The organism is Desulfurispirillum alkaliphilum (assembly GCF_055378285.1).
On record NZ_AP042405.1, the window covers coordinates 1,744,644 to 1,769,594 of the forward strand.

Sequence of the window (24,951 nt, forward strand, 5' to 3'; positions counted from 1 at the left end):
AATTTTGTTCCCGTATAGTAAAGCATGGAAGCTTTGGGGTCATGTTCAGGTGCTGTCTTCCCGGCGCTTGAGGGGGAAGAGCTTCAGGAATGTCTTCTCCTGCAGGCTCTGGGTCAGTGCTGCCAGGGTAAAGTGGGAGAACTGTTCGTCCATGGTTCCGATGGAGGAGCAGCCTGGGCAGAGCAGCTGGTACTTGCGGGAGACGAAACCGCAGTGAGAGCAGCGGAAACTCTCCTGGTTCAGCGGGTAGCGGTGGATGAAGACGCGACTGGCTTCTTCGGTGTTGCCCTCCTGGTAGTGCAGCATGGCCAGCATGTGAAAGATGTGCACCGAGGTTTCACCGCGGGCGATGACCTCTTCCAGCAGATCAAAGGCGTCCTGCTTGTAGCCGCTGATATACAGGTAGTGGCTGAAGTGCTGCACCGTGGAGACCTCGAATCCGAAAGTGTCCAGGCGCTTCTGGTAGCGCTGGCGGATGCCATCCTTGCCCAGGTAGTCATGGTAGGCGCTCTCCATGAACGGGTAGATCATGCTCCCCACGGCGTGGGGGGCCTCCAGGGCCACATCCAGGTAGGGCAGCCCCTTTTCGGGCCTGTCGCGATGTTCGCGGGCAAAGGCCAGGTTCGAAAAGAAGTTGCGCTGGTACTGCTTGTGGGACGATTTCAGGAAGCTCTGGTCTTCTGTCTGCTCGTAGAGGAGGTAGAGGAAGAGGGAGATCTCGTACTGATAGTTCTCTCCGGTCAGGCGGGAGAGCTTCTTGTAGGCGTCAACCACCGCTTCGTATTCAACCAGCTGGATGCACACTTCGATGAGCAGCGCATAGCCTTCGATGGAGTCTTTCAGGGAGAGGAACTCCTTGAGGGATTCCTTGGCGCGATCGTGCAGGCCGGCGGCCTTGTAGTCCTTGGCCAGCTCCAGCAGGGAACGCATGAAGATATCCTGATCCGCGCTGATCTGGAGGGTCTTGTGGATTTTGATGGCCTGTTCCAGTTCGCCGCGCTCGCGCAGGAGCTGGCCAAGCGCCAGGTAGGCGTACTTGTCCTCGCTGTTCAGGCTGAGGGCCTTCTGGATGCCCTCAAAGACGTAGTCCTTGCGGTGACTCTCGTCACCGGAGGAGCCTTTAGTCTTGAGTCGTGTCAGCATGCTCCGAATGTCCTTTTGGTATTTCCACAGGAATTTTTTCAACGGTGACTTCTTTGAGTTTGCGGTTCTCGTCTTCCAGTTGGTGCAGGCGTTTTTGCTTCCTCTTGATTGCGGCCTTCAGGTGGAGCTGGTCTATGATCATGGTAAGATACATAACCGCCGCTCCAATGGCAATAGCGGCAATGACCAGCAGTACGGCAGGCACGTCGCGCTCTTCGCCGGGGTAGAGGGCGATGTGCACGGAGCCGCTGTTCAGGTAGGCGAAAACAATCAGGTACGCCAGTAACGCAAAGCGCACAAGGTTTTTGAGAATACTCACAGGCATGCCTCCATCTGTTGCTGGATCAGTCGAGCCACTTCCTCGCTGATGGTTTCCAGGGGGTGCAGGTATTTTTCGCCACTTTTGCGGATGGTGATTTCAACGCTGGACTGCTCCAGGGTTTTCTGGCTGATGGTCAGGCGCAGGGGGATGCCGATGAGCTCACTGTCGATGAACTTCACGCCTGGCCGCTCGTCGCGGTCGTCATAGAGAACATCGCAGGTGGCTGCCAGACGCTCGTACAGGCTGTCGGCCGTGGCGCGGCTCTGTTCATCGCGGGATGGGTTCACTGTGCATATGACCACCTGATAGGGGGCAATGGACATGGGCCAGATGATGCCCTTGTCGTCGTGATTCTGTTCAATGGCGGCTGCGGCCGTGCGACCGACGCCGATGCCATAGCAGCCCATCACCATGGGTTGCTCCTTGCCGTTGCGGTCCAGGTAGGTTGCCTTCATGGACTGGGAGTAGACCGTACCGAGGCGGAAAACATGGCCGACTTCGATGCCGCGCAGGATATTGAGTTCGCTGTGGCAGCGCGGGCAGCAGTCGCCTTCGATGACGGTACTGATATCGGCAAAGCGCTTTTCGTCCAGGACAGCGGGGCTGAGGCCGCGCAGATGGAAATCCGCTTCGCCAGCGCCGCAGATGATCTCATCCAGTGAGCGCAGGCTCGGGTCAAGCCAGTAGCGGGTATCGGCGGGCAGATTGATGGGCCCCATGTAACCAGCCACGACGCCGGCTTTGGCCAGGGCTTCGCCATCGGCGGCATAGAGGGCCTTGCCGCTGAGCCGCTCCAGCTTCACCTGGTTGACCTCGCGGTCGCCGCGTACAAAGCCGAGGCAGAGCGTGCCCTCCTCGTCCATGAAAGCGACGGACTTCACCAGGGCTGCCGCTGGCAGGCCGAAGAACTCTGAGAGCTGCTCCATGGAGCTCAGGCCCGGCGTGGAGACTCTTTCTCCGGTGGTGCTGCCACGGGGAGTGCACTGATAGGTATTGCCATTGAAGGCTTTTTCCAGGTTGGCAGCGTACGAACACTTGCTGCAGCTGGCGATGCCGTCTTCGCCCGAGTTGGCCAGCACCATGAACTCATGGGAGAATGAGCCGCCGATCTGCCCCGAGTCAGCCTCGACGGCCTTGAAGGAGAGACCGCAGCGCCGGAAGATACTGGAGTAGGCGCGGTACATCTTTTCGTAGGTAGTGGCGGAAGCCTCATCGTCCACATCAAAGCTGTATCCGTCTTTCATGATGAACTCGCGCCCGCGCATCAGGCCGAAGCGCGGACGTATCTCGTCACGGAATTTGGTCTGGATCTGGTAGAGGTTTTTGGGCAGGTGGCGGTAGGAGCTGACGGCGTGGCGCACGATGTCGGTAATGGCCTCCTCGTGGGTCGGGCCGATGCAGAAGTCGCGGCCGTGGCGATCCTGAAAGCGCAGCAGCTCTGGCCCGTATTTCTGCCAGCGCCCGCTTTCCATCCACAGCTCGGCGGGCAGGGCGGCGGGCATCATCAGCTCTTCAGCGCCTTCCCGTGTCATCTCCTCGCGGATGATGTTTTCTATCTTGCGCAGCACCCGCCAGGCAAGGGGCAGGTAGGAGTAGATGCCGGCGGCCGTCTTCTTTATGTAGCCGCCGCGCAGCATGAGCTGGTGGCTGATGACTTCGGCGTCGGATGGGGTCTCCTTGGCTGTAAACAGAAATGCTTGTGAGTAGCGCACAATTCCTCCTGTGCCGTATTACATGTATCGGAAAAAAGGGTTATGCTTCTTTTCCGCGCCGATGGAGGTGCGGGGGCCGTGGCCGGGGATCACCACTACCTCATCGGGCAGCCCAAAGAGCTTGGTTCTGATGGAGTGGATCAGCTGGTCGTAGTTTCCGCCGGGCAGGTCAGTGCGCCCGATGCTGCCCTGGAAGAGCGTGTCGCCGGAGAACAGCAGATTTTCCTCGTTGAGGTAGAAGCAGACGCCGCCGGGGGTGTGGCCGGGGGTTTCAATGACGGTGATCTGACTGGCTCCCAGCTGCAGCGATGTCTCCGCAGAGAGGTAGACGTCGGCTGCCGTGGCGGGCAGGGCCTGCAGCCCGTAGAGCTGCGCGGTCTTGTCGGCGTGCATGGCCAGCGTCTCGTCCTGCTGGTGGATCAGGTAGGTGGCGTCGGGATATTTCTTTTTCAGAGCGCTCAGGGCGCCGACATGGTCAAAGTGTCCATGGGTATGGAGAAAGTAGCGGGGGGTGAGGTGGTGTTCGTCAAGAAAGCGGGTTATGGTGTTGGCATCGCCGCCGGGGTCAATGACAACGGCATCCCCGGAAGGGCTTTCGAAGAGAACGGCACAGTTTGCTTCAAGCGGACCAACGGCAAAAACATGATACTGCAAAAAAACCTCCCTGATGGGACGGGAAATCCGGGAAAACAGGTGTTTTCCGAGGATCGCATCCGTCTGCGGACGCCAGTTGGCGAACCTTAGTATATACATTAATCCGTTGATAAAAACCAATGGAAAACATATACTCGACTTGCCTTGACGGAACTTTCGAAACCTCTTCTGCATACATTTCAAAGGCACTTCAACGGAGTACCCATGCAACCAGTTATTGTGGAAATATTCGGCTTTTCGCTGCGCTACTACAGCCTCATGTATATTCTTGCCGCCTTCAGTGGCTTTCTGATCATGAAGAAGCTTGTCCGGGAGCGACAGCTGGGAATTCCCACCGAGAAGATCCTCGATATGGTCTCCTTTGCGTTTATCGGTGGCATTATCGGATCCCGTGTCTACTATGTGGCATTCAACTGGGAGTACTATGCTGGCGACCTGCTGGCCATGGTGGCTGTATGGCAGGGTGGGCTGGCGATTCACGGCGGTCTGATCGGTGGCGCCATGGCTGCCTGGTGGTACGGCAAACGCCAGAAGTTTGACCTGTGGCATATTGCCGATATCGCCGGCCTGTGCGTGCTGCTGGGCCAGGCCTTCGGACGCTTTGGCAATTTCATGAACGGCGATGCCCACGGCATTCCCACTGCCATGCCATGGGGAGTGGTATTCCCCCCTGGTTCCATCGCCGGTAACGAATTCCCCGGCATCCCCATTCATCCCGTCATGCTCTATGAGATGCTGCTCAACCTCTTTGTCTTCACGGTGCTCTTTGCCCTGCGTCGCCATTTGGTCAAGGGCGAGCTGTTTGGCTGGTACCTGATCAGCTACGCGCTGATTCGCAGCTTCACCTCCACATTCCGCGCCGACGATCTGCTGCTGGCCGGCATTGCCGTGCCCTACCTCGCCAGTGCCATTATGTTTGTCCTCGGCGCCTGGATTATCTGGGTGCGCAGAAAGGCGTACTATGGGTAAGTATGCCCACCTGAAAGGGGAGATATCCGGCCTTTCGCGCCAGGCACTGACCCGTCTGCGCGAAGAGGGTCTGCCTGCTACCCCCGACTACTTTCAGATTTTTTTCGAGCATTATGCCGGGGTGAACCCTGCGCTTTCCCGCGATATTCACGCGCTGGAATCCATCGACGAGACTTCGCTGGATGTTCTGTACCAGCGGCACTTTCCCGCCGTCGATGGACAGAGTCTCAAACTCCAGGAGGAGAGCCAGAAGATGGTGGCGCTCATACTTGAGCGCCTTTCCGCTACCCTTGACCAGTTTGGTGACGATCGCCAGCAGAAGCTGGAATCACTAAAGGAACAGGTCAGCCAGGGTCATGTCAGCCTGGAAACAGCTGTTCACATCCTGGGCGATGAGATCGGCGCCGTGGCCCGGGAGTACGGCAAGATGCGCAGCTCCCTGCAGGAGTCATTACACCGTATGGAAGCCCTGCGACAACGCTATGAGGAACTGGGACAGCGTGCCAGACGGGATTTCCTGACGGGCCTGCTCAACCGCCAGGTGCTGGAGGAGATGCTTCAGGAGCTCTGCCTTGGAGAGCACCGTCATCCCCTGGGTCTGGTAGCCATGGATATAGACAACTTCAAGGAGATCAACGATACCTACGGGCACCTCTGTGGGGACAGTGTCCTGAAGCTCTTTGCCCGGAAACTCGGCGAATACGTGCGTCGTGATGACCTGGTATTCCGCTTCGGGGGCGAGGAATTTATCGTCATCCTGCCGCAGACCAACCTGGCGGCGACCTATCAGCTTGCCGAGCACATTCGCCGTCATATTGCGGAGCATGTCTTCCACTTGGAAGCAGGCGGTCAGCTCAGCGCTGACATCTCACTGCGCCTGACAGCCAGTTTTGGCGCCGCGAGTCATGTTGCCGGCGAGAGCCACGAATCTCTCCTGGCCCGGGCCGACCAGGCCATGTATGCCTCAAAACGCGCTGGCAGGAATCGCACCACCATTGCCGCGCATCCGGAACACCCGTAACCAGCTGAAGTTTTCTCACGACACGCGCATGCGCGCGAACCCAGACAAGGAGTTATTATGGCACGATGGAATATCCCCGAATGTCAGTGGAGCGATGAGCTGCTGACCCACAATGAGAGTATTGACGCGCAGCACCGGGAACTGGTGAAGCGGATGGGGCAGTGCATTGCCTCCCTGAACGCGCCCCATGAGTTTTCCTTTGAAGAAGAGCTGGAAATTCTGGATCTTGTGGTGTTTCTGCTGGATTACGTGATTGCGCACTTTTCCCATGAAGAGCGCATTATGATTGAGAGTGATTTTCCCGATTTCCTCTCCCACCGCATAGCTCACAGCTACTACATCACGCGTCTGGTGGAATTCAAGAACCGCTTTAAACAGGAAGGCTTCAATGAAGGGCTCGCTGAAGTCTTTCACCGGGAGATCGTGGAGTGGCTGGTGAATCACATCAAGTATGATGATCGGCGCATTGCCAGCTGGAGTCAGTCCGGGGTTGCGCACAAACCGTCTCCCCGTCACCTCTGACAGGCTGGGAAGCCCTTATCTGCGGCGTTGCACGCAGTGCTCCAGGGTTATTTCACCGCGTTGCGATAGAGCTCGCTGGTACGCTGGAACGATTGCTGGAAGCGGGCGATGAGATCTTCCATCAGCCCTTCTTGCTGGGAGATTTTGTCCAGCAGCGGGTGATCGGGTGCGCACTCGACGATATATATATCGGTGCCAAGGCCCATGGAACGTGCCATGGTGTTGGCGGCTGCCACCACGTGCACCTCGGGGGCGTGTGATGGCGCTGGCGAGCAGTGGTGACGCGCCACATCGATAAAAACCGAAGGCATTTTCCACTTTTCCAGCAGGTAGGCACCCGCCTCGCCGTGGGTGAATCCGAACAATTCCCTTTCCACCTCCTCAAAGGGCCGTGAGTTCTGCCGGGTTATTTCCAGAACTTTCTGATACTCCTCATGGAGCAGGCTGTTGAGGACGATTTTCCCCACATCGTGGAGCAGACCCACGGTGAAGAGCGTGTCGCGGTTGAGCTGAGCCGAGTGCTCGCCCAGCAGTTCGGCGAAAATCGCCACCGCGATGCAGTGCTCCCAGAGCTGGCCGGGATATGCCTCGTACCCTTTGGGCAGATTCTGATAGTAACGACTGACCAGGGAAGTGATGAGAATCCGCTTGATGGTATTGCGTCCCAGGTAGGAGATGGCCATCTGGATGCTGGTAATCTCCTGGCGCACGGAGTAGTAGCCGGAATTGCACACCGCCAGGATGGACGCCGTCAGCGCCGGGTCGCAGGCCAGCTGGTCGGAAATAAGCCGCGTGTCGGAGTTTTTGTCGTCCAGCAGCTCAAGCACATGGATGACCAGGCTGGGGATGGGAGGAAGGGTGTTGATATTCTGCAGTAACTCTTCCAGGGTCAAGGGCTTCATAGGGGTTCCTCCTCAGAACATCCAATGCGAAAGGTCATGATTTTTCCCGTACCGATATGCAGGCGCAGGGAGCAGGCATCAGCGGCCTGACCGAGGCTGGCGGCGGCTATGGGGAGTCGCTCTTTTTTCAGAAAATCCAGCAGTACCCGACGGTTATGGCTTCCCAGTCCCGATGAAACCGGGTTTCCCGGCAGTCCGCCGCCACCGGCAAGGCCGATGCGGATTCTTCCAGGGTCCATGCCGGCGCCATAACAGGCTTCAAAAAAGAGGGCCAGCCCAGGAATTCCGTAGAGATATGGGTTGTTGTCGGAGATGGTGCATTCAGGCAGGGCAAAGTGAAAGAGGCCACCGAGGCGTCGTTGCTGGTCGTGAACGCAGATGGCCACATTGGACACCAGTGAGCGCGTTGCCAGCACATCGTCCAGATGGCTGGAGAGGAGATAAGAGCCAATATCCACAATATGTTCACGCATTTTTTTCTACAACCTGCCCAGAAATCTGCTTCAAGCTCCAGGTTCATGTCCGTGCCAACGCAGAATTGTTGCCTGGAAAACGAACTCACCATACTATAAAATGCTGTTTCCTCAAAAAAAAAATTCTGAACACCCACCTGCTGATGCTCCTGGAGAACCTTTTGCGACTGGACGACTACCTCACGCGCCTGGATTCAGAACACAAAATCATACACGCTGTCCAGGGTGAGTATGCCCCGACACTGGCAGCGCGGATGGCCCTGGAGCAGCTGCGACTCGGCGACCAGGGCTGCGCCTTGCAGCTGCATGCGCCAGCTTCAGCCGCGCTGCCCATCTCACTGGTGCTCAACACCTACTCCACCGAAGCGCGCCTGCTCAGGGCGCTGGGCATCGGTTGCGCCGATGACCTGAGCCGCAGGGTGCGTCAGGCCCTGGATACCCTGCTCCAGCCGTCAGCGGATTGGCGTACCGCCTGGAGCGCCCTGCAGGAGCCCCGGCGACAGTATCAGGACAGGAGTGCCGCGTTTCCCCATAGCCTTGGTCAATCCGCCTCCCTGGCGCTGCTGCCCGCCCAGCGCAATTTCCCCGCCGAGACGGGCAGCTTCCTGACCGCCGCAGTGCTCTTCGCCCGCGACGAGGCCAATGGCATCACCCACGCCGGCATCTACCGGATCGGTATTCTCGGCCCGCGAACGGCCACAGTGCATTTCCTGCCCGGCAGCGATGGCGAGCGGATCTTTCAGCAGTATCGCCAGCGCGAAGAGCCCCTGCCCGTGCATATTGCTCTGGGGGTGCCGGCATCCCTGCTGGTGGCCGCCGCCGCTCCCCTGCCACCCCAGTTGGATGAGATCAGCTTCGCCCAGTGGCTGGGTGGTCCCTTGCCCCTGGTCTCCATGGCAGGAGCAGAGATTCCCGCCGATGCGCAGATCGTGCTCAGCGGCTTTCTTCATCCCACCGAACAGCAACGGGAAAGCCCCTTCGGAAACCATACCGGCTACTATACCGAACCCCGACCCTGCCCGGTTTTTCACCTGGAACGCATGTGGCTGAAGGCGCGGCCCGTGTGTCAGGGCATTGTCACCGGCAGGCCGCCCACCGAGAGCCATGTGCTGGGCGGCGTGGTGGAGCGCATGCTTGCACCGCTGCTGAATCACAGGCTGCCAGGCATTGTGGATTTTCGCTTTCTCCCGTGGGGCATGTACCACGGTGCCGCCCTGATCCTGCTGAAACCCGGCACCGATGTCGCGGATATCCTTCCCCTGCTGCGCAGGCTGAAGCCCTTCGTCCGCTCGCGGCTGCTGGTCTTTGTGGTCAGCCATGACGGTCTTCATTGGCCACCATGGCAGACGGCGCTTGCCGGTCTGGACTGTCAGCGGGGAATTTCTCTGCATGACGGGTGTCTGGTGGTGAATGCCACCGGTTCTGCCAGCAATGGGCGGGCTTTGTCCACGCAGAGGCAAAAGCTCCTTGAGCAAATGCGACAAAAAAGTGTAGAATTCGCCTTTGCCTGGCACGGGCAGCAGAGGCGGATCGCCTTCTGCTTCGCGTCATCTTTTGCCGATGCCAGGCAAGCCGTGGAAGACAGCTCCCCACTGGCACCCGATGTGGTGGTGGTACTCAGTCCGCACCACCGTGGCGGTGACGATACGACCCTCTTCTGGCGAGCCCTGAATAACGTCGAGCTGTCCCAGGGGCTGTGCCGGGTTGGCGACACCCTGATGCTCAATGCCCTCGACACGCAGCCTCCCAGGCAACCCATTCCCCTGTGGTAGACGGGGAACTGCCGCCTGTATGAAACCGCACCCCTTGAAGGAGTTCCCATGACACGCACCGCGTCCATTGAAAGAAAGACCCGCGAAACGGAAATCCACCTGCAGCTGGATCTTGATACCGCGCCTGAAGCCGCGTCAATTCGCACCCCCGTCGGCTTTTTCACCCATATGATGGAAGCCTTTGCCAAACACTCCGGCTTTGGCCTCACACTCAGCGTTGAAGGGGATGTGCACGTGGACGACCACCACAGCGTGGAAGACACGGGCATCTGCCTCGGCCAGGCCTTTCAGGAAGCCGCCGCTGACAAGTCGGGCATGGCCCGCTTTGGCTGGGCCGTCATCCCCATGGACGAAAGCCTGGTGGAAGTGAGTGTGGACTTTGGCGGACGCCCCTGCTTCGTCATGAACGGCTTTGAAATCACCGGCAAGGTGGGCAGCTTTGACGTGGAGCTGGTGCGCGAATTCTTCGCCGCCGTGGCCGCCAGTGCCGACATGAACCTGCACATCAACGTGCGTTATGGCACCAACAAGCACCACATCATCGAAGCCTGCTTCAAAGCCTTTGCCCACGCCTGCCGGCAGGCCCTGGCCCGCAACCGCGACGGTGTGCTCTCCACCAAGGGAGTCCTCTGATGGGCAGCACCCCCCGCGTTGGCATCTTCGACTACGGCATCGGCAACCTGCGCAGCGTCCAGAAAGCCTTTGAAGTTCAGGGCGTCGAAGCCCACCTCTACACCACCGCCGAACAGCTGCAGCAGTGCGACAAACTGGTGCTGCCCGGAGTCGGCGCCTTCGGCGACTGCATGAAGGGCCTGGAAGCCTCCGGCCTGCGCCCCCTGGCTGAGCAGTGGATCGCCGACGGCAAGCCCCTGCTCGGCATCTGCGTCGGTTTTCAGATGCTGCTGGAGCGCTCCCACGAATTTGGCACCCACCAAGGGCTGGGAGTCATCAAAGGCGAAGTCAAACCCTTTCGCGGCGCCGTCCCCTCCGAACTGAAAATTCCCCAGATGGGCTGGAACACCGTGCGCTTTCTGCAGCCCAGTGTCCTGACCCAGGGCCTGGCAGAGCAGGAGCACTTCTACTTCGTCCACTCCTTCTACTGCGACGTGCAGGAACCCGGAGCCATCCTGGGCCAGACCGAATACGGCATCACCTACTGCACCGCCCTGCAGAAAGGCCGCCTCTACGGCACCCAGTTCCACCCCGAAAAATCCTCCGCCGCCGGACTCCAGATACTCAAAAATTTCGCAGAAAAAGGATAAATCCCCATGATGGTAATACCCGCCATAGACCTCAAAGACGGAAATTGCGTACGCCTCGTACAGGGCGACATGCAGCAGGCAACCGTATTTGGCGACAACCCCGCCGCAATGGCCACTCGCTGGGCCAGCGCCGGAGCCGCCATGCTCCACATCGTCGACCTCAACGGCGCCTTCGCCCGCAAACCCGTCAACCAGGAAGCCATCAAGCAGATAGTCTCGGCCATCAACATACCAACAGAGCTGGGCGGCGGCATCCGCAACATGGAAACCCTGCACACCGTCATGGAGCTCGGCATTACCAACCCCATCCTGGGCACCGTGGCCGTCTCCGACCCCGAATTCGTGCGCCAGGCCTGCGCCGCCTACCCCGGCCGCGTTCGCGTGGGCATAGACGCCCAGAACGGCATGGTCGCCGTCAACGGCTGGGCAGAAATCACCGACGTACGCGCCACCGAACTGGCCAAATCCCTGGAAGACGCCGGAGTGGAAGCCATCATCTACACCGACATCTCCCGCGATGGCCTGATGCAGGGCATGAACGTGGAAGAGTGCGCCAACCTGGCCCGCAGCATCAGCATCCCCGTCATCGCCAGCGGCGGCCTGACCTCCCTGGACGACATCCGTCGCCTCAAGGAGCATGAACATGAAGGCATCTGCGGAGTCATCGCGGGCAAAGCGATCTATACCGGGGCCATCGACCTGCGCGAGGCTATTGAGCTGGCAGGGGAGTGAAGAAACCCGGATGGACACGGGTACAGAACAGCCGATGACAACCGCGAATGGACGCGAATAAACGCGAATGGGGAGCTGTAAAACAAGAGATATTATCCGCAGATGGACGCAGATTTGCGCAGATAAAGGCAAATGCAGGAAGGCAGTTTCTCACGCCAAGGCGCAAAGACGCCAGGGGAAATCCTAGCAGCCGTTTGTAACCACGGATGGACTCGGATAAAGACGGATGTGGAAAAACGGAACAGCCGATGACAACCGCGAATGGACGCGAATAAACGCGAATGAACGCGAATGAAATCAGGCTTTCACCTGAGCCAGTTTCTCCATTAAACATGCAATTTGAAAAAGCGTACTTCTGAAGCGAAGCATTGTCGCGCCAGTCGATTCAGTCTGCATGATATCATGGTAAATGTTACGGGACACCGTTAACATCCATGAAAATGACAGATATGTGATTTTGCTCCTGAATCGGCTCATGGAAATGCTCTGCGTTTAGATCGACTTAACAAGCTACTCCCCCCATCTGCGGTGTTGCCGTTGTCGTTTGCACTCCATGTGCTTTCCCATTCGCGGTTACTTCCGCGCTTTCCTTAGCGAGCTTTGCGGCGCGAGGTATGTCTTCCCCTCTTTTTCCGTGCCCTCCGTGTTTTCCGTGGTCAAATCTTTCCCTGCCTTTTCACTGCGTCCCTGCGTGCTCCGCGAGAAACCTGTCTTCATGTTCCACTGCATTTATCTGCGCAAATCTGCGTCCATCTGCGGGCAGTACCGCCTTCTCTTCCCATAGACCTTGTATGACATTTCCTCATTCGCGGGTATTTGCGTCCATTTGCGGTAACTGCCCTGCCTTTCGTGGTTAATTCCCTGCCTTTCCTTGGCGTCTTTGTGAGCTTGGTGTGAGAAAGTGCCTTTCTGCAGTTGTCTTTCTCTGCGCGTTTCTCCGTGTCCATTTGCGGTAAACCTGGCTGTTGCTCTCTTCCCCCGATGCTTTGGGGCTGTGTGCGAGGTGCTGTCTTTGATTGTTTTCCCCTGGATCAAAGAAGGGTATCGTGGGAACTGGTCGGGTGTGGTATAAGAGAGTGGTTCCCATGGACAGGATTTTCCTGACATGCCTGTGTATCAGACGATGCGTCAGTACCGCTTTCTCCAATAACCGTTTCCATACAGACACAGGTGGTGTCCTATGCCTGCGGAATTTTTGGCCAGAACCGAGCGGCGTCTTTTCAGGCGTATTCTGAGGGGGTTTGTTCTGCTGATTGCCTTTCTGGCTTTCGGTCTCAGCGGATTTTACTCCTATCAGCAGCTTCAGCTTCTGAAGCAGTACAGCAACGATTTCAAAGATTCCTATATCGACAGTCAGTTTGTTCTCCTGCGCGAGCACCTGCAGCGCGAGGTGACGATAATCCGCTCAGAGCTGCTCCAGGGCACGTTCGATCCTGCCATGACTCTGGAGCGCCTGCGCCAGCATCGCATCGGTCCGAGGCTCAATGGCTACTTCTTTGCCCTGGAGGTGAGGAGTATGCGTGGCGGCCCGGATTTTGCCCGGCATCTGCTGTTGCCGATAGATCCTTCCCAGGTCGGTGTCCCCATGGACTCGTCATTGCTGGACAAGCATGGTTTTGCCTACCGCGAAGTCTATCTGCAGCAGCTGCGGGAAACGGGTACGGCGCGGGTTACCTACTGGTACGAAAAGCCGGATGCCGAGCGAACCGTCAGCGAAAAGACCAGTTATCTGGTGCTTCTGCCTGAGCTGGACTGGATTATTGGTGCAGGTCTCTATCTTGATGACATTGAAGAGGTTATTGCCTCCCATACCCACCAGCAGCGCCAGCGTCTGCTGGCCAGCTTTGTCTTCTCGGTGCTGATCACGGCGGTCTTTATTGTGGCGGCGTTGTACTTTGCCTGGAATTATAATCTGAACCTGATGTCCCTGCTGAGGAGTCTGCGCAAGCAGATCCAGGATCGCGAAGAGAAGCTGGTTGCCCTGAATAACAGTCTGCAGAACCGGGTGGACCAGGCGGCTGTCGAGCTGGAGCGTCAGTATCTGGTGGATGCGCTGACGGGCATGGGCAACCGCGCTCGTCTGGCCAGGGATCTGGCTTTTGTGCGCAGTCCACGTACCTTCTGCCTGGTGGATGTGGATGGTTTTCGGGAGATTAACGAAATATTCGGCATCAGCAGTGGCGATATTCTGCTGCAGGAGCTGGCTCGCCGCATTCAGGAGTGCTGTGAGGGCGGGGTGGTCTACCGATTTTCCGGCGACAACTTTGTGGTTCTCTGTCCCCGGGTTGAGGATTCAGCGCTGAGCCGCTACCTGGAAACTCTCCACGACTGCCTGGTGGATAATTCCCACACACCTCCCGCTATTGCCGATGTGCAGTTCAATGTGACGGTAGTGGGCACCAACGAGGCTTCCAATCCCCTTGGACGCCTGGAGATGACCATGCATCACGCCAAGGCGCAGCGCCGCAATACCTTGTGTTATTCCGAGGAGTTTAACGCGGTGCAGCGCTATCGCCAGAATATCGCCATCACGCAGAAGATCCGGCAGGCGATTGATGAGGATAGTGTCTTTCCGGTGTTTCAGCCTATCTGCGACCTGCAGAGCTGCGAGATCACCAAATATGAGTGTCTGATGCGCATCCGCCATGGCGACGAGGTCCTGAGTCCCGGAGAGTTTCTCAGTGTGGCTCAGCGCTCCAAACTCTACCCGCGCCTGGTGGGGATCATGCTGCGCAAATCCTTTGCAGCCTTTGCCAACAACCATTACATGTTCAGCATCAATCTCTCCTACGCCGACATCGTCAACGAGGATATCCGCCAATCCATTATGGAACTGCTGACGCCCCACAACGCATCGCGCGTGATTTTCGAGATCCTGGAGTCAGAAGGTATCGACAACTACGGGGAGGTTTCGCGCTTTAGAACTTGTCCATAAATAATCATTGACCCGAGCAATGTTTCGCTGTAGAATGATCCACAAAAGATCATTCATGGCGGTGATTTATGTCTAAAGTGCAATCATGGGAAGTTTCAGATGCCTTCTGGCAAAGAGTTGAGCCTTTACTGCCAATCCAGCAAAGAGATCCTGACAAGATCTACAAGCGCAAGCCTGGTGGTGGGCGCAAGCGACTTGACCCCAGGAAGGCGTTTTCCGGCATTGTCTATGTGCTGCGCACCGGTTGTCAGTGGAAAGCGATACCCAAGGAGCAGTTTGGTTGCGCCAGTGCAGTGCACAAGTACTTCATTGAATGGAGTAAGGCCGGTGTATTCGAAGCTATTTGGCGTCAGGGGCTGGCTGAGTATGACGAGATGGAGGGGATAGCTTGGGAGTGGCAAAGCATAGATGGCGGAATGTACAAAGCTCCAATGGCTCTTGAAACCGTAGGGAAGAACCCGACGGATCGGGGAAAAAAACGGGAGCAAGCGTCATGTCCTGGTGGACGGTCGTGGCGTCCCGTTGTCCATCGTCGTAACCGGAGCGAACCGGCATGATGTGAGCCAGCTTGAAGCCGTTCTTGATGGCGTAGTCTTCGAGAAGCCTGCAGAGCAGGAGCAGCATCTTTGCGCAGATTGTGGCTACAAGGGAAAGCCGGCGCTCAGCAGCATTCTTCAGCGCGGATACATACCCCATGTAAAGCAGCGAAAAGAAGAGATCGAGGACAAGAAGCGTGACCCATCAAAGAAGGCGAGGCGCTGGATAGTGGAAGCATCTATTTCCTGGTTCAACCGTTTCAGGAAGATTCATGTGCGCTTTGAGAAGCTTGAGGTCACTCACTACGGATTGACGTGTCTCGCGGCGGCGATAATCACATACAGGAAAATCGGCGTAATTTATGGATAAGTCCTTATTCAGCAGGTCAAGGAGCTGGGGTGCAAGGTTGCCATTGACGATTTCGGCAGCGGATACTCCAACTTTGAACACATCATGAAGCTGCAGGTTGACTATATCAAGCTCGATGGCTCACTGGTGCATGGTCTGCGCGACGACCCCAGGAATCTCCATATAGTGGAAAGTATTGTCTTTTTCGCCGGGAAGGTGGGCATTCACATCGTGGCCGAGTTTGTCAGCGAACAGGAGCTGGTGGAAATAGTCCGGCGTCTGGGTATCGCCTATGCCCAGGGGTATGCCATCGGCAGGCCAGAGCCGGAGCTTCTGCTTCAGCCGCCATTTGAGTGTGGGAACGGGAGCCGTCCCCTGGGTGAATGATTATTTTCAGCCAGCCGCTGCTGTGGTACAAAAATGACGCGGTGGGATCAAAACCTGCCCTTCGTGAGGAGAGTCTATGCTGGACGTTTTTTTCTATGAAGCCTTTGAAGAAGAAGCTGAGGCGCTGCGCCGTTTCCTGCCTGCCGGGATTCGGGCCGGGTTCACTGCCCATACCATTCAGGAGGAACGCCACGTTCACCCTCCCGCGGATATCATCAGCATCCGTACTCAGTCGGCGATTCCCGGACACTGGGCAACGGCGCTCAAAGGAGTACTCAGCCGCAGTACGGGCTTTGATCATATTCAGCGCTATCGTTGGGAAACCGGCCACCCGGTGCATGCCGGCTACCTGCCCCTCTACTGTCATCGCTCCGTCGCGGAGCAGGCCATGCTCCTGTGGATGGCTCTGCTGCGCCGTCTGCCCCGGCAGATGGATCAGTTCAACAGGTTTCACCGCGACGGCATCACGGGTTGTGAGGCGGCGGGGCGCACCCTCATGGTGGCGGGCGTCGGCAATATCGGCTACGAGGTCTGTCGCATCGGTCGCGGCCTGGACATGGAGGTGATCGGTGTCGATATCGATGAGCGTCACCGCGACGTCTACTACCTGGGCCCCGATGAGGCCATCGGCCGGGCTGATGTGATCGTCTGTTCCATGTCCCTTAACCACGGCAACCGCCACTACTTCAACTCCACTCGCTTTCAGCAGGCCAAACGGGGTGCGGTGTTTGTCAATATCGCCAGGGGCGAGCTCTCGCCGGCCATTGATCTGGTTGAGGCGCTGGATATGGGCGTGCTCTCCGGTGTCGCGCTGGATGTGTATGAGGAGGAAAAGGAGCTGGCCGTCAGCCTGCGCGAAGGTGGCAGTGCCGCCAGTGACAGTGCCCGCTGGACCATGGAACTGGCGAAGCGGCAGAATGTCATCCTGACGCCCCATAATGCCTTCAATACCACCGAATCGGTGCAGCGCAAATCCCGCCAGAGTGTGGAGCAGGTGGAGCACTTCCTGCTGCACGGTGCTTTCCTGTGGCCGGTGCCCAGTCAGCACGGGCCGGGTTAAGGAGGCGCCTGTGCCCTTGTTTCGTTCGCCACGTCTGCGCCTGCTGCTCTATGTCTACTACCTGCTGTTCTTCTGCTTCCTGTGGGCGATTGTCTCCGGTAACCAGGGCTGGGGTATCGGCCTGATTGCCATTGCCGGTGCCATGGTAAGCGTCACCCTGTTCCCGGTTCCCCTGCTGAACTTTCATCCCCGCAAGGCTCTGGGTTTCTTTTTCTATTTTGTCACCAATTCCCTGCAAAGCGGTATTTCCGTCGCGCGTATCGCCTTCCATCCCGCGCTGCCCCTCTACCCGTTCTGGATGCGTTACCGCTTTCACCTGCCGCCAGGGCCGGCCCGTACCCTCTTTGTGGCCATCATCAGTCTGCTGCCGGGAACACTCAGCGCCGACATGGAAGAGGATTTCGTGCGTATCCACACCGTGGGGGCCGACAGTACTGCCACCCGCGAGCGCCTCGCGAAACAACTTTTTGACCTTGAGGAGCATGTGGCCGCAACTTTCGGTGAGAAGCTTGACGCCGATCAGCAATCCATAGAACAGGAGTATGGCCTATGAGCGCCTGGTATCTGGGAGCAGCTCTCTTTTTATTGCTGAACCTCTTCGCGGGGCTGCTGCGTGTCTTTCGCGGCCCCACCCATGCCGACCGCATGCTCTCGGTGGAGCTCTTCGGTACCACTACCGTTGCCATGCTCCTGCTGCTGGCCTACGCCATGGATATGACCGCCCTGCTGGACGTGGCCTTGCTGCTGGTACTGCTGGCAGTGGTGGCCACCATCGCCTTTGTGCGGGGTACCGGGAAGTTCTTCCGCTGAGCGGCCTCTGCCCCTGTGTGCCGAGAGGCGTTTCCCTTTCAGAGTCATCTTTCTCAACTTTCGCACCTTGTTGTTTTGAGTTACGCTGTTATTGTACTGGCGTTTATCTCACGGAAACCGTATTGATTTTGAATGCTTGACTTCACTGGTATTCCATTTTCTGTCTCCGTTGTCCTTTTTGACCGCGCAAAAAGGACACAAAAACGCGCCCCCCGAACGCCCGTTTTTCCGGATCGTTGGCTCACCTGTTCTGGAGATCCGGCAGCAGGCTGCTCAAAGAGGCCCATCTGCTGCGTTGCCGGGCATCGCTCGTCACTGCGACGTACAGGGAGTACGCCTCCCTCCTCGCTTTGCCCGCGCCTTGCACCTGGGCCTCTTTGCGTTGCCTGACCCCTGCCTCCCTGCAGTGCTGCCGGATCACTCACTTCCTGTGAGTGTCCTGTTCAGGTCTTGCCAGCCAGGCGTCGCACTTACCGGACGGGCTCAGGGGGGAACGGCCTGCTTCTGCATCTCCCCCGTGTGCTGGCCCAGCCAGGACGCGCCGACTGTCAGGCTGCTGAAAAGCTCTCATCTGCGGCGTTGCTCACCAGTGCTCGTCGCTGCGACGTACAGGAAGTACGTCTCACTTCTCACCTTGCTCGCGCCTTGCACCTGAGAGCTTTTCAATTGCCTGCATAACGCGATGGACCCGCAGGGTTGCCGCCACGACGGCGGCAACCGCAAACCAAAAGCCAGGGAAGGCGGTTGTTTGCGGTCCCCAGTTCCAGGCAAGCGGACGGCTGAAAAGGACAGCACTGGGGGCCGCTTCCCAGCCACTTTTTGCGGGTAAAAAGTGGCAAAAGAAACTCGTATATATGGTGAGGATAATGTCAAGCGACGCCGTCTGTGTAGAACCATTTCGGCCATTGCAGCGTGACATCAGGGTCAGCGCTGACAACCTGCCGTTTCGGGGATGCGAAACTTCAGATCTTTGTGTGCTTGGTGCAGGAGCCATCTTTTGGTATGCTTTTGCGAACCCTGAGGAGGTGCATGCTGTGCTGGAAATTCTGTCCATCATCCTGATCATCATCGGCTGCATCTTTTTTTTCGCTGGCACGGTGGGCCTGCTGCGCTTTCCTGACGTCTTCACTCGCCTGCATGCCCTGACCAAAGCCGACAACGTGGGACTGGGTTTTGTATGCCTGGGCCTGGTGGTCAATGCGGCTTCCATCTGGGTTGCCCTCAAAATTTTTCTGATCTGGCTGCTGGCCCTCTTCGCTTCCACGGTTTCCTGCTATCTGCTGGCCCGCTACGGCCTCTACAGCATGCTGCGCGGTGGTGAGAAGCGGGATGGTGGGTCATGACCGCTCTTGGTTCCCTGTTTGACCTGCTGCTGGCAATCGGCCTGCTGTGGCTGGCCTGGCGGACGCTGGTGCATCCCCAGCTCTTTCGCTCACTGGTGTTCTTCGTGGTCTTTGGCCTGGTGATGGCGATCTCCTGGGCCCGCCTCCAGGCGCCCGACCTGGCCCTGGTGGAAGCGGCGGTGGGGGCGGGCCTGACCGGAGCCATGCTCCTCAATACCTATCGCGATCTGGAAAAGGGGAAGCCGGGCCACTGGAGCGAGCTGCACGATGAGCTGGAGGCTTCCCGCCTCAATCCTTCCACATTGTTTCTTTCGGCGGGTGCCCTGGTGCTGCTGGCCCTGCTGGGCTGGAGTCTGTGGCGTCTGCCCGACTCGGAGCTGCTGATTGCCGGCGCGGTGCAGCAGAACCTTGCCCACAGCGGCGCTTCCCATCCGGTAACGGCGGTTCTGCTGAACTTTCGCGGCTACGATACCCTGCTGGAAATCGTGGTGCTGTTTCTGGCTATTATCGGCGTCTGGAGTTTCCACGTCCTCTCTCCCATCGATGATGGCCGACAGCTTCCCCTGGACTACTCCGAGCTGGTGGTGGCCCTGGTGCATCGCCTGGTTCCCCTGATTATCATCGTTTCCGGATACCTGCTCTGGGTAGGGGCCCATGGGCCTGGCGGCGCCTTTCAGGCGGGGGTCATCCTGGCTTCCATCGGCATTATCTTCAGCCTGACCGGAAATCTGGCACCGGCGGCGGAATCGACGCCGGGAGTTCGCTTCTTCATCATTCTCGGGCTGCTGGTCTTTATCGGGGTTGGCTTTGGTACCATGATCTTCCATGAAGGCTTTCTGGATTTTCCCCATGCCTGGGCCGGCGCGCTGATTCTCACCATAGAGTTCTCCCTGATGATCTCCATTGCCTTGATCCTGGTGCTGCTCTTCAACAACGCAGCGGGGATGAGGCGACGATGAGTCAGTTTGCCATTTTCGGAACCACGTCCATTATCCTCTTTGCCATGGGGCTGTATGGCATATTCACGCGTCCCCATCTCTTTCGCAAGATTCTGGCCGCCAATATCATGGCCGTATCGGTTTTCCTGCTGCTGATCACCATTGCCCAGCGCAATCCCGAGCTGGCGGACCCGGTTCCCCACGCCATGGTGCTGACGGGGATCGTGGTTTCCGTCAGTGCCACCGCCTTCGGCCTGTCGCTGCTGCGCCGCCTGAATCGTCGTCAGATTCCGCCCTATCTCGATGTCTGTGTCGAGCCCGAAGCCGACGCGCGCGCGGTGACCAAAACCGGGGAGGAGACATGAGTGCCTTCCTGTCTCTGGATGCCGCTTCGTCCATGGTTTTGCTGGTTTTTGTTCCCCTGCTGGGGGCGATGTTCTGCTTTCTGGCCAGTCTGCGCTCCTCGTTGTGGATACTGTGGCTGGCGGTTTTTTCATCGCTTCTGCTGGCGCTGTTGCAGCTCAGCAGCGGGGTTGCCCGGACCAGAGTGGTGCACTACGCCATGGGAGGGTGGGAGCCACCCCTGGGCATTGCCTTTGCCGCCGATGGCTTCAGCCTGCTGCTGCTGTGGCTGACCTGGTTCTGCGGTGTCTGCATCGGCCTGTACGCTCTTGGCTACTGGCGGGAGCGCACGGCGCGGCAACACCTCTTCTGGAGCGCGTTTTTCGTGTTGATCGCGGCTCTGAACGCCCTCTACCTGTCGGCGGATATTTTTAATCTCTATATCACCCTGGAGCTGCTCACCTTCGCCTCCATTGCCCTGATCACGCTGGCGGCCACCACTCCGGCTTTTCATGCCAGTATGCGCTATCTGATTGCCGCCATGGTGGGATCTCTTGTCTACCTGCTGGGGGTGGCGCTGGCCTATGCGGGCGCGGGAACCCTCAACCTGTATGCCCTGGGTCAGAATCTGGATATGTCGCAACCCTACGCCTTTGCGGCGCTGGGACTCATGTCCTGCGGATTGTTTATCAAATCCGCCCTCTTTCCGCTGCATTTCTGGCTTCCCCCTGCCCACTCCAGCGCGCCGGCACCGGTGAGCGCCCTGCTCTCGGCTCTGGTGGTGAAGGGCTCGTTGTACCTGCTGATACGCCTGTGGTTCTGGCCCTTTGCCGAGCTGAATTCGGTTCTGACCGGGCAGCTGATCGGTCTGCTGGGAGCCTGTGCCATCCTCTACGGCTCGCTGCAGGCCCTGCGGCAGGAGCGCCTGAAGCTGATTATCGCCTATTCCACGGTGGCTCAGCTTGGCTATATGCTGCTGCTGTTTCCCCTGGCAACCCTTGTGGCATGGCACGGAGCCATGTACCAGCTGCTGGCCCATGGCCTGGCCAAGTCGGCGCTCTTTCTGGTGGCGGGCAATGTGATCCTCGTCAACGGTCATGATCGCCTGGAGGGGCTGCGTATGCCCCACTCCCACCTGGCGGTGAGCCTCTTTGCCTTTGCCCTGGGGGCCATCAGTATTATGGGCCTGCCGCCCAGTGGCGGCTTTCTGGCCAAATGGCTGCTGCTGCGGGCAGCCATGAACCTGGGCCAGTGGTGGTGGGCCCTGGTTGCCCTGGTGGGAGGACTGCTGGCGGCGGCTTACCTCTTTAAGGTTCTGCGTGCCATTTTTATGCGGGAAGCCGATGGCAGCGCCATATCCCGCTCCACGGCCACGCCTGTTGTGCGAATCCCCTTTGCCATGAACGCGGCTCCACTGATTCTGGCTCTGGGGGCCATAGCCATGGGTTTTCTGGGAATGCCGGTCTTTGATATGCTGACGGCGTCTTTTCCGGTGAACATGCCGGGAGGTACGCCATGATCTACAGCCTGCTGCCCCTGTGGATTCTCCTGACGCCCCTGACGGCAGCCCTGATTATCTTTGCCCTTGGGGAAGAACGCCAGTTCCTGCGGATCGTGGTCAATATCCTGGCAGCGGTGCTCAAGATGGTGCTGGTGGGGATCATGCTCTGGGGGGTGGAGCGTGGTCACTTCTTTGGCCTCACCTTTGAGGTGGTGCCGGGCATCTCTCTGGCGTTCTTCGCCGATGGCTTCACCATGCTCTTTCTGGTGCTCTCAGCGCTGCTGTGGCTGATTACCACCATCTACGCCATTGCCTACCTGGAACACGCCCCGAACCGCTGCCGTTTCTTCGGCTTCTTCAGCCTGTGCATGGCAGCCACCATGGGGATTGCCACGGCGGCCAACATGTTCACCTTCTTCATCTTCTACGAACTGCTCACCCTGTCCACCTATCCGCTGGTTGTGCATCGCGGCACAGCCAAGGCACTGCGTGGCGGGAAAGTCTACCTGGCCTATACCCTTGGCGGCGGGGCGCTGCTGCTGCTGGGCATGGTCTGGCTGCAGAGCCTGGGTGGCGGACAGCACTTTGTGGAGGGGGGGACCATCGGGTTTCTGCTGGCGGAATATCGCTGGCAGCTGCAGGCGATATTCGTGCTCATGATCATCGGTGTGGGGGTCAAGTCCGCTCTGATTCCCTTCCATGGCTGGCTGCCTGAAGCCATGGTGGCCCCCGCGCCGGTCAGCGCCCTGCTGCATGCGGTTGCGGTGGTGAAAGCGGGAGCCTTCGGCATTGTGCGCATCGTCCACGATGTCTTCGGGGTGCCCCTGGTCAAACTTCTGGGTATGGCACAGATCCTGCTGATCTTTGCCGCCGCGACCATTGTCTACGGCTCGGTGCGCGCCCTGATGCAGACGGATATCAAGAAACGGCTGGCCTACTCCACGGTCAGTCAGGTCTCCTATATTACCCTGGGTATCGCCATGGGCAGCCCACTGGCGGCCATGGGGGGGATTGTGCACCTGATGCACCAGGGACTGATGAAAATCACCCTCTTCTTCTGTGCCGGAAATCTGGCGGAGACGTATGACATCAGTCGTGTTGATCAGATGAACGGCATCGCCCGGCGCATGCCCTGGACCATGGGCGCCTTCAGCCTGGCGGCACTGGCCATGATCGGCATTCCGCCCATGGCTGGTTTCATCAGCAAGTGGTACCTGGGGCTTGGCGCGGTGGAGTCCCGCCACTACTGGGTTATCGCTGTGCTACTGGCCAGCACCATCCTCAATGCCGCCTACTTCCTGCCCCTGATCTATCGCGCCTGGTTCAGGCAGCCCACCATTGAATGGCCCCGTCCTTCGGAGCTGGGGTTTCGCCATGAGACGCATCTTGGCCTGTTGATTCCGACTCTGATTACGGCTCTCCTGGCTTTGAGCGCCGGACTTTTCGCCGGCGTGGCCTACAGTCCGAAAAGCTGGGTGGAGTTTATCGTGCGCGGCCTGGTGATGTGATGGATGCGCTGCTGTGGCTCACCATCGTCTTTCCCCTGGGCGTAGCGCTGCTGCTGGGAACCAAAGCCCGGCGCTACGTGCTGCTGCTGATTCCCGCCAGCGCCCTGGTGGCCATTGGGGTGGCCCTGCTGCCCTATCAGCAGCTTTCAATGCCCTGGCTGCTGCTGGGGAGTCGTATTGGTACCGACGCGGTCAATGTGGTCTTTTTGCTGCTGGCTGGGGTTCTGTGGAGCATCAGTGCGCTCTTCGCCCGTGGTTATATGGCCGACAAGGTGAATCTCAAGCGCTTCTATCTGTTTTTTCTGCTGAGTATGGCGGGGAACCTCGGAGCCATACTGGCTCTGGATCTGGTGAGCTTTTACACGTTTTTCGCCATGATGACCTTCTGCGCCTACGGCATGATTATTCAGGATGGCCGTGACAGCTCACTGCGGGCGGGAAAGGTGTATCTGGTGCTGGCCATCATGGGGGAAGCGCTGCTGCTGGCCGGCATGTTCACCATCGGGCGTCAGTTTGGCAATGTGGATCTGCAGCAGCTGCCCTTGGTGTATGATCAGCTCGCCAACCCCACCGTGACTGCTGGTCTGCTGATGGCGGGTTTTGCCGTGAAAATGGGCGCGGTGCCCGTGCATGTCTGGCTTGCGCTGGCGCACCCCAGCGCCCCCGTGCCCGCCAGCGCGGTGCTCAGTGGTGTTATCATCAAGACGGGTCTGCTGGGCTGGCTGCGCTTTTTGCCCCTCGGCACCTTTCTGGTCATGGATGGACTGGGGGTCGCCATGGTGATCATGGGGGTGGTGTCTGCCATCTTTGGGGCGGTGGTGGGCATGGTGCAGCGCAAGCCAAAGACGGTGCTGGCCTACTCCAGTATCAGTCAGATGGGCCTGGTGACGTGCCTGGTCGGCCTGGGACTGCTCTTTCCCCACTCCTGGGAGATCATATTCGCCGTTCTTCTCATCTTTATCCTGCACCATGGCCTGGCCAAATCGGCCCTCTTCCTGGGGGTCGGTATGACCAGCCATCATGCCAGATACAGCGGCCCCCTGCTGTTGATTCCCGCCCTGGCTCTGGCGGGTTTCCCCTTCACCAGCGGATTCCTGGCAAAGGGTGGCTTCAAGGAGGTGGTCTCTGCCCTGCCCCATGAAGCCATCAGCCTGTACGGACCAGTGCTGCTCAGCCTGAGCACGGTTCTGACCACGCTTCTGCTGGCGCGCTTTGTCTTTCTGGCCTGGCCTGAGCGCGCGAGAGCCGGTACATTTCAGGCATCACTTTTGCGCTGGTGCACCCTGCCCTGGCTTCTGAATATCTGGCTGCTGCTCCTGCTGCCTTTTTTCGCTGCTCACTTTGTCAGCAGGCCGGTGCTCAGCCAGTTCTCCCTCGGTTCCCTGCTGGAGGGCGCCCTTACGATTCTGGCCGCCGCTGCCTTTGCCTGGCTGCTGTGGCGTTTTGTTGGCACGCTGCCCCGCTGGGCGCGTATTCGCGAAGGGGATCTGCTGAATCCGGTGACCGGATGGCTCAATCGGCTGCTCTTCTGGCTGATTCTGGAACGCAGTCAGTGGCTCTTTCCCAAAGAGAAGTCTCTGCCGCAATCCGGCCCCATGCCTCTGGAAAAACTCCTGATTCGCCTTGAGGCGTACCTGTGCCGCACCCCGCTGGTTGGGATCGCGGTGCTGCTCCTGCTGCTCGGCCTGGTGGCGCTTTTCGTAGCCGGAAACTGAAACGGGGCGAAGCCGGAATGGCTTTGCCCCGATAATGCTTTCA

25 protein-coding genes are annotated in these 24,951 nt (G+C 58.6%); 19 read left to right on the forward strand and 6 right to left on the reverse strand.

Going from position 1 to position 24,951, the window contains the following annotated elements; genetic code table 11:
* Positions 1-45: 45 nt before the first annotated feature.
* From ACZ46I_RS07815 to ACZ46I_RS07830, 4 genes are read right to left on the reverse strand one after another with little or no spacing between them, the layout of a single operon-like run.
* Positions 46-1,143, reverse strand: coding sequence for a hypothetical protein (locus ACZ46I_RS07815; RefSeq protein WP_464280441.1), 1,098 nt, complete (start codon positions 1,141-1,143; stop codon positions 46-48).
* Entirely contained in the window at positions 1,121-1,462 is a 342-nt protein-coding gene (locus ACZ46I_RS07820; RefSeq protein WP_226507818.1) for a lipopolysaccharide assembly protein LapA domain-containing protein, read from the reverse strand. Before ACZ46I_RS07820 ends, ACZ46I_RS07815 begins: the two co-directional genes overlap by 23 nt.
* Positions 1,459-3,177 carry a proline--tRNA ligase gene (locus ACZ46I_RS07825; RefSeq protein WP_226507817.1) on the reverse strand — a complete coding sequence of 573 codons (1,719 nt, stop codon included), beginning with the start codon at positions 3,175-3,177 and terminating at the stop codon, positions 1,459-1,461. The genes ACZ46I_RS07820 and ACZ46I_RS07825 overlap by 4 nt, the downstream gene beginning before the upstream one ends.
* Before the next feature lie 18 nt (positions 3,178-3,195).
* On the reverse strand, positions 3,196-3,831 hold the full coding sequence (locus tag ACZ46I_RS07830; RefSeq protein ID WP_464280442.1) for an MBL fold metallo-hydrolase: 636 nt from the start codon (positions 3,829-3,831) through the stop codon (positions 3,196-3,198).
* A gap of 204 nt (positions 3,832-4,035) precedes the next feature.
* Between ACZ46I_RS07830 and lgt the strand changes: the two genes are divergently transcribed.
* From lgt to ACZ46I_RS07845, 3 genes are read left to right on the forward strand one after another with little or no spacing between them, the layout of a single operon-like run.
* The gene (gene lgt, locus ACZ46I_RS07835; RefSeq protein WP_013506490.1) at positions 4,036-4,800 is read left to right on the forward strand and encodes a prolipoprotein diacylglyceryl transferase; all 765 of its coding nucleotides are present in this window, start codon (positions 4,036-4,038) and stop codon (positions 4,798-4,800) included.
* On the forward strand, positions 4,793-5,821 hold the full coding sequence (locus ACZ46I_RS07840) for a GGDEF domain-containing protein (protein ID WP_226507815.1): 1,029 nt from the start codon (positions 4,793-4,795) through the stop codon (positions 5,819-5,821). The genes lgt and ACZ46I_RS07840 overlap by 8 nt, the downstream gene beginning before the upstream one ends.
* 57 nt (positions 5,822-5,878) lie before the next feature.
* A complete protein-coding gene (locus tag ACZ46I_RS07845) occupies positions 5,879-6,343 on the forward strand; it encodes a bacteriohemerythrin (protein ID WP_013506488.1) in 465 nt (154 codons plus the stop codon).
* Positions 6,344-6,390: 47 nt separating this feature from the next.
* Here ACZ46I_RS07845 and ACZ46I_RS07850 read toward each other — a convergent pair whose 3' ends face one another.
* Positions 6,391-7,245, reverse strand: a complete 855-nt coding sequence (locus tag ACZ46I_RS07850) for an HDOD domain-containing protein (protein ID WP_013506487.1) — start codon at positions 7,243-7,245, stop codon at positions 6,391-6,393.
* The gene (locus ACZ46I_RS07855) at positions 7,242-7,718 is read right to left on the reverse strand and encodes a chemotaxis protein CheD (RefSeq protein WP_013506486.1); all 477 of its coding nucleotides are present in this window, start codon (positions 7,716-7,718) and stop codon (positions 7,242-7,244) included. Before ACZ46I_RS07855 ends, ACZ46I_RS07850 begins: the two co-directional genes overlap by 4 nt.
* A 161-nt stretch (positions 7,719-7,879) precedes the next feature.
* Between ACZ46I_RS07855 and ACZ46I_RS07860 the strand changes: the two genes are divergently transcribed.
* The 16 genes from ACZ46I_RS07860 (at position 7,880) to ACZ46I_RS07935 (ending at position 24,908) form a co-directional block, all read left to right on the forward strand.
* On the forward strand, positions 7,880-9,490 hold the full coding sequence (locus tag ACZ46I_RS07860; protein WP_464280443.1) for a UbiD family decarboxylase: 1,611 nt from the start codon (positions 7,880-7,882) through the stop codon (positions 9,488-9,490).
* 48 nt (positions 9,491-9,538) lie between these two features.
* A complete protein-coding gene (gene hisB / locus ACZ46I_RS07865) occupies positions 9,539-10,123 on the forward strand; it encodes an imidazoleglycerol-phosphate dehydratase HisB (RefSeq protein WP_226507812.1) in 585 nt (194 codons plus the stop codon).
* Positions 10,123-10,752 (forward strand): imidazole glycerol phosphate synthase subunit HisH, encoded by a 630-nt coding sequence (gene hisH, locus ACZ46I_RS07870; RefSeq protein WP_464280444.1) that lies wholly within the window; start codon positions 10,123-10,125, stop codon positions 10,750-10,752. The genes hisB and hisH overlap by 1 nt, the downstream gene beginning before the upstream one ends.
* A gap of 6 nt (positions 10,753-10,758) precedes the next feature.
* A complete protein-coding gene (hisA, locus tag ACZ46I_RS07875; RefSeq protein WP_464280445.1) occupies positions 10,759-11,484 on the forward strand; it encodes a 1-(5-phosphoribosyl)-5-[(5-phosphoribosylamino)methylideneamino]imidazole-4-carboxamide isomerase in 726 nt (241 codons plus the stop codon).
* 1,180 nt (positions 11,485-12,664) lie between these two features.
* On the forward strand, positions 12,665-14,419 hold the full coding sequence (locus ACZ46I_RS07880; protein WP_464280446.1) for an EAL domain-containing protein: 1,755 nt from the start codon (positions 12,665-12,667) through the stop codon (positions 14,417-14,419).
* 68 nt (positions 14,420-14,487) lie between these two features.
* A protein-coding gene (locus ACZ46I_RS07885; protein ID WP_464280308.1) for an IS5 family transposase occupies positions 14,488-15,325 on the forward strand; the annotation gives its coding sequence in 2 pieces (ribosomal slippage) (positions 14,488-14,892 and positions 14,894-15,325; 837 coding nt in all).
* A gap of 6 nt (positions 15,326-15,331) precedes the next feature.
* On the forward strand, positions 15,332-15,691 hold the full coding sequence (locus tag ACZ46I_RS07890) for an EAL domain-containing protein (RefSeq protein ID WP_464281848.1): 360 nt from the start codon (positions 15,332-15,334) through the stop codon (positions 15,689-15,691).
* A 76-nt stretch (positions 15,692-15,767) separates the two neighbouring features.
* Positions 15,768-16,751, forward strand: a complete 984-nt coding sequence (locus tag ACZ46I_RS07895; RefSeq protein ID WP_464280447.1) for an NAD(P)-dependent oxidoreductase — start codon at positions 15,768-15,770, stop codon at positions 16,749-16,751.
* Positions 16,752-16,761: 10 nt separating this feature from the next.
* Entirely contained in the window at positions 16,762-17,304 is a 543-nt protein-coding gene (locus tag ACZ46I_RS07900) for a Na+/H+ antiporter subunit E (protein ID WP_013506478.1), read from the forward strand.
* Positions 17,301-17,561 carry an MrpF/PhaF family protein gene (locus ACZ46I_RS07905; RefSeq protein ID WP_013506477.1) on the forward strand — a complete coding sequence of 87 codons (261 nt, stop codon included), beginning with the start codon at positions 17,301-17,303 and terminating at the stop codon, positions 17,559-17,561. The genes ACZ46I_RS07900 and ACZ46I_RS07905 overlap by 4 nt, the downstream gene beginning before the upstream one ends.
* A gap of 1,034 nt (positions 17,562-18,595) precedes the next feature.
* A complete protein-coding gene (mnhG, locus tag ACZ46I_RS07910) occupies positions 18,596-18,904 on the forward strand; it encodes a monovalent cation/H(+) antiporter subunit G (protein WP_013506476.1) in 309 nt (102 codons plus the stop codon).
* Entirely contained in the window at positions 18,901-19,863 is a 963-nt protein-coding gene (locus ACZ46I_RS07915) for a hydrogenase subunit MbhD domain-containing protein (RefSeq protein WP_464280448.1), read from the forward strand. Before mnhG ends, ACZ46I_RS07915 begins: the two co-directional genes overlap by 4 nt.
* Complete coding sequence (locus tag ACZ46I_RS07920) at positions 19,860-20,207, forward strand: NADH-quinone oxidoreductase subunit K (protein WP_013506474.1); 348 nt, start codon at positions 19,860-19,862, stop codon at positions 20,205-20,207. The genes ACZ46I_RS07915 and ACZ46I_RS07920 overlap by 4 nt, the downstream gene beginning before the upstream one ends.
* The gene (locus ACZ46I_RS07925; RefSeq protein ID WP_464280449.1) at positions 20,204-21,703 is read left to right on the forward strand and encodes a complex I subunit 5 family protein; all 1,500 of its coding nucleotides are present in this window, start codon (positions 20,204-20,206) and stop codon (positions 21,701-21,703) included. Before ACZ46I_RS07920 ends, ACZ46I_RS07925 begins: the two co-directional genes overlap by 4 nt.
* Positions 21,700-23,193 carry a proton-conducting transporter transmembrane domain-containing protein gene (locus ACZ46I_RS07930; protein ID WP_013506472.1) on the forward strand — a complete coding sequence of 498 codons (1,494 nt, stop codon included), beginning with the start codon at positions 21,700-21,702 and terminating at the stop codon, positions 23,191-23,193. Before ACZ46I_RS07925 ends, ACZ46I_RS07930 begins: the two co-directional genes overlap by 4 nt.
* Entirely contained in the window at positions 23,193-24,908 is a 1,716-nt protein-coding gene (locus ACZ46I_RS07935) for a complex I subunit 5 family protein (protein ID WP_464280450.1), read from the forward strand. The genes ACZ46I_RS07930 and ACZ46I_RS07935 overlap by 1 nt, the downstream gene beginning before the upstream one ends.
* The last annotated feature ends 43 nt before the right edge of the window (positions 24,909-24,951 follow it).

What these genes read in the sequence shown, in the direction of transcription:
- ACZ46I_RS07850 (WP_013506487.1), bottom strand. Translation starts at nt 7,245, where the DNA reads ATGAAGCCCTTGACCCTGGAAGAGTTACTGCAGAATATCAACACCCTT.
- ACZ46I_RS07905 (WP_013506477.1), top strand. Translation starts at nt 17,301, where the DNA reads ATGAGCGCCTGGTATCTGGGAGCAGCTCTCTTTTTATTGCTGAACCTC.
- ACZ46I_RS07880 (WP_464280446.1), top strand. Translation starts at nt 12,665, where the DNA reads ATGCCTGCGGAATTTTTGGCCAGAACCGAGCGGCGTCTTTTCAGGCGT.
- ACZ46I_RS07895 (WP_464280447.1), top strand. Translation starts at nt 15,768, where the DNA reads ATGCTGGACGTTTTTTTCTATGAAGCCTTTGAAGAAGAAGCTGAGGCG.
- ACZ46I_RS07855 (WP_013506486.1), bottom strand. Translation starts at nt 7,718, where the DNA reads ATGCGTGAACATATTGTGGATATTGGCTCTTATCTCCTCTCCAGCCAT.
- ACZ46I_RS07935 (WP_464280450.1), top strand. Translation starts at nt 23,193, where the DNA reads ATGGATGCGCTGCTGTGGCTCACCATCGTCTTTCCCCTGGGCGTAGCG.
- hisB (WP_226507812.1), top strand. Translation starts at nt 9,539, where the DNA reads ATGACACGCACCGCGTCCATTGAAAGAAAGACCCGCGAAACGGAAATC.
- ACZ46I_RS07925 (WP_464280449.1), top strand. Translation starts at nt 20,204, where the DNA reads ATGAGTGCCTTCCTGTCTCTGGATGCCGCTTCGTCCATGGTTTTGCTG.
- ACZ46I_RS07930 (WP_013506472.1), top strand. Translation starts at nt 21,700, where the DNA reads ATGATCTACAGCCTGCTGCCCCTGTGGATTCTCCTGACGCCCCTGACG.
- ACZ46I_RS07845 (WP_013506488.1), top strand. Translation starts at nt 5,879, where the DNA reads ATGGCACGATGGAATATCCCCGAATGTCAGTGGAGCGATGAGCTGCTG.
- ACZ46I_RS07840 (WP_226507815.1), top strand. Translation starts at nt 4,793, where the DNA reads ATGGGTAAGTATGCCCACCTGAAAGGGGAGATATCCGGCCTTTCGCGC.
- ACZ46I_RS07815 (WP_464280441.1), bottom strand. Translation starts at nt 1,143, where the DNA reads ATGCTGACACGACTCAAGACTAAAGGCTCCTCCGGTGACGAGAGTCAC.
- ACZ46I_RS07920 (WP_013506474.1), top strand. Translation starts at nt 19,860, where the DNA reads ATGAGTCAGTTTGCCATTTTCGGAACCACGTCCATTATCCTCTTTGCC.
- hisH (WP_464280444.1), top strand. Translation starts at nt 10,123, where the DNA reads ATGGGCAGCACCCCCCGCGTTGGCATCTTCGACTACGGCATCGGCAAC.
- lgt (WP_013506490.1), top strand. Translation starts at nt 4,036, where the DNA reads ATGCAACCAGTTATTGTGGAAATATTCGGCTTTTCGCTGCGCTACTAC.
- ACZ46I_RS07915 (WP_464280448.1), top strand. Translation starts at nt 18,901, where the DNA reads ATGACCGCTCTTGGTTCCCTGTTTGACCTGCTGCTGGCAATCGGCCTG.
- hisA (WP_464280445.1), top strand. Translation starts at nt 10,759, where the DNA reads ATGATGGTAATACCCGCCATAGACCTCAAAGACGGAAATTGCGTACGC.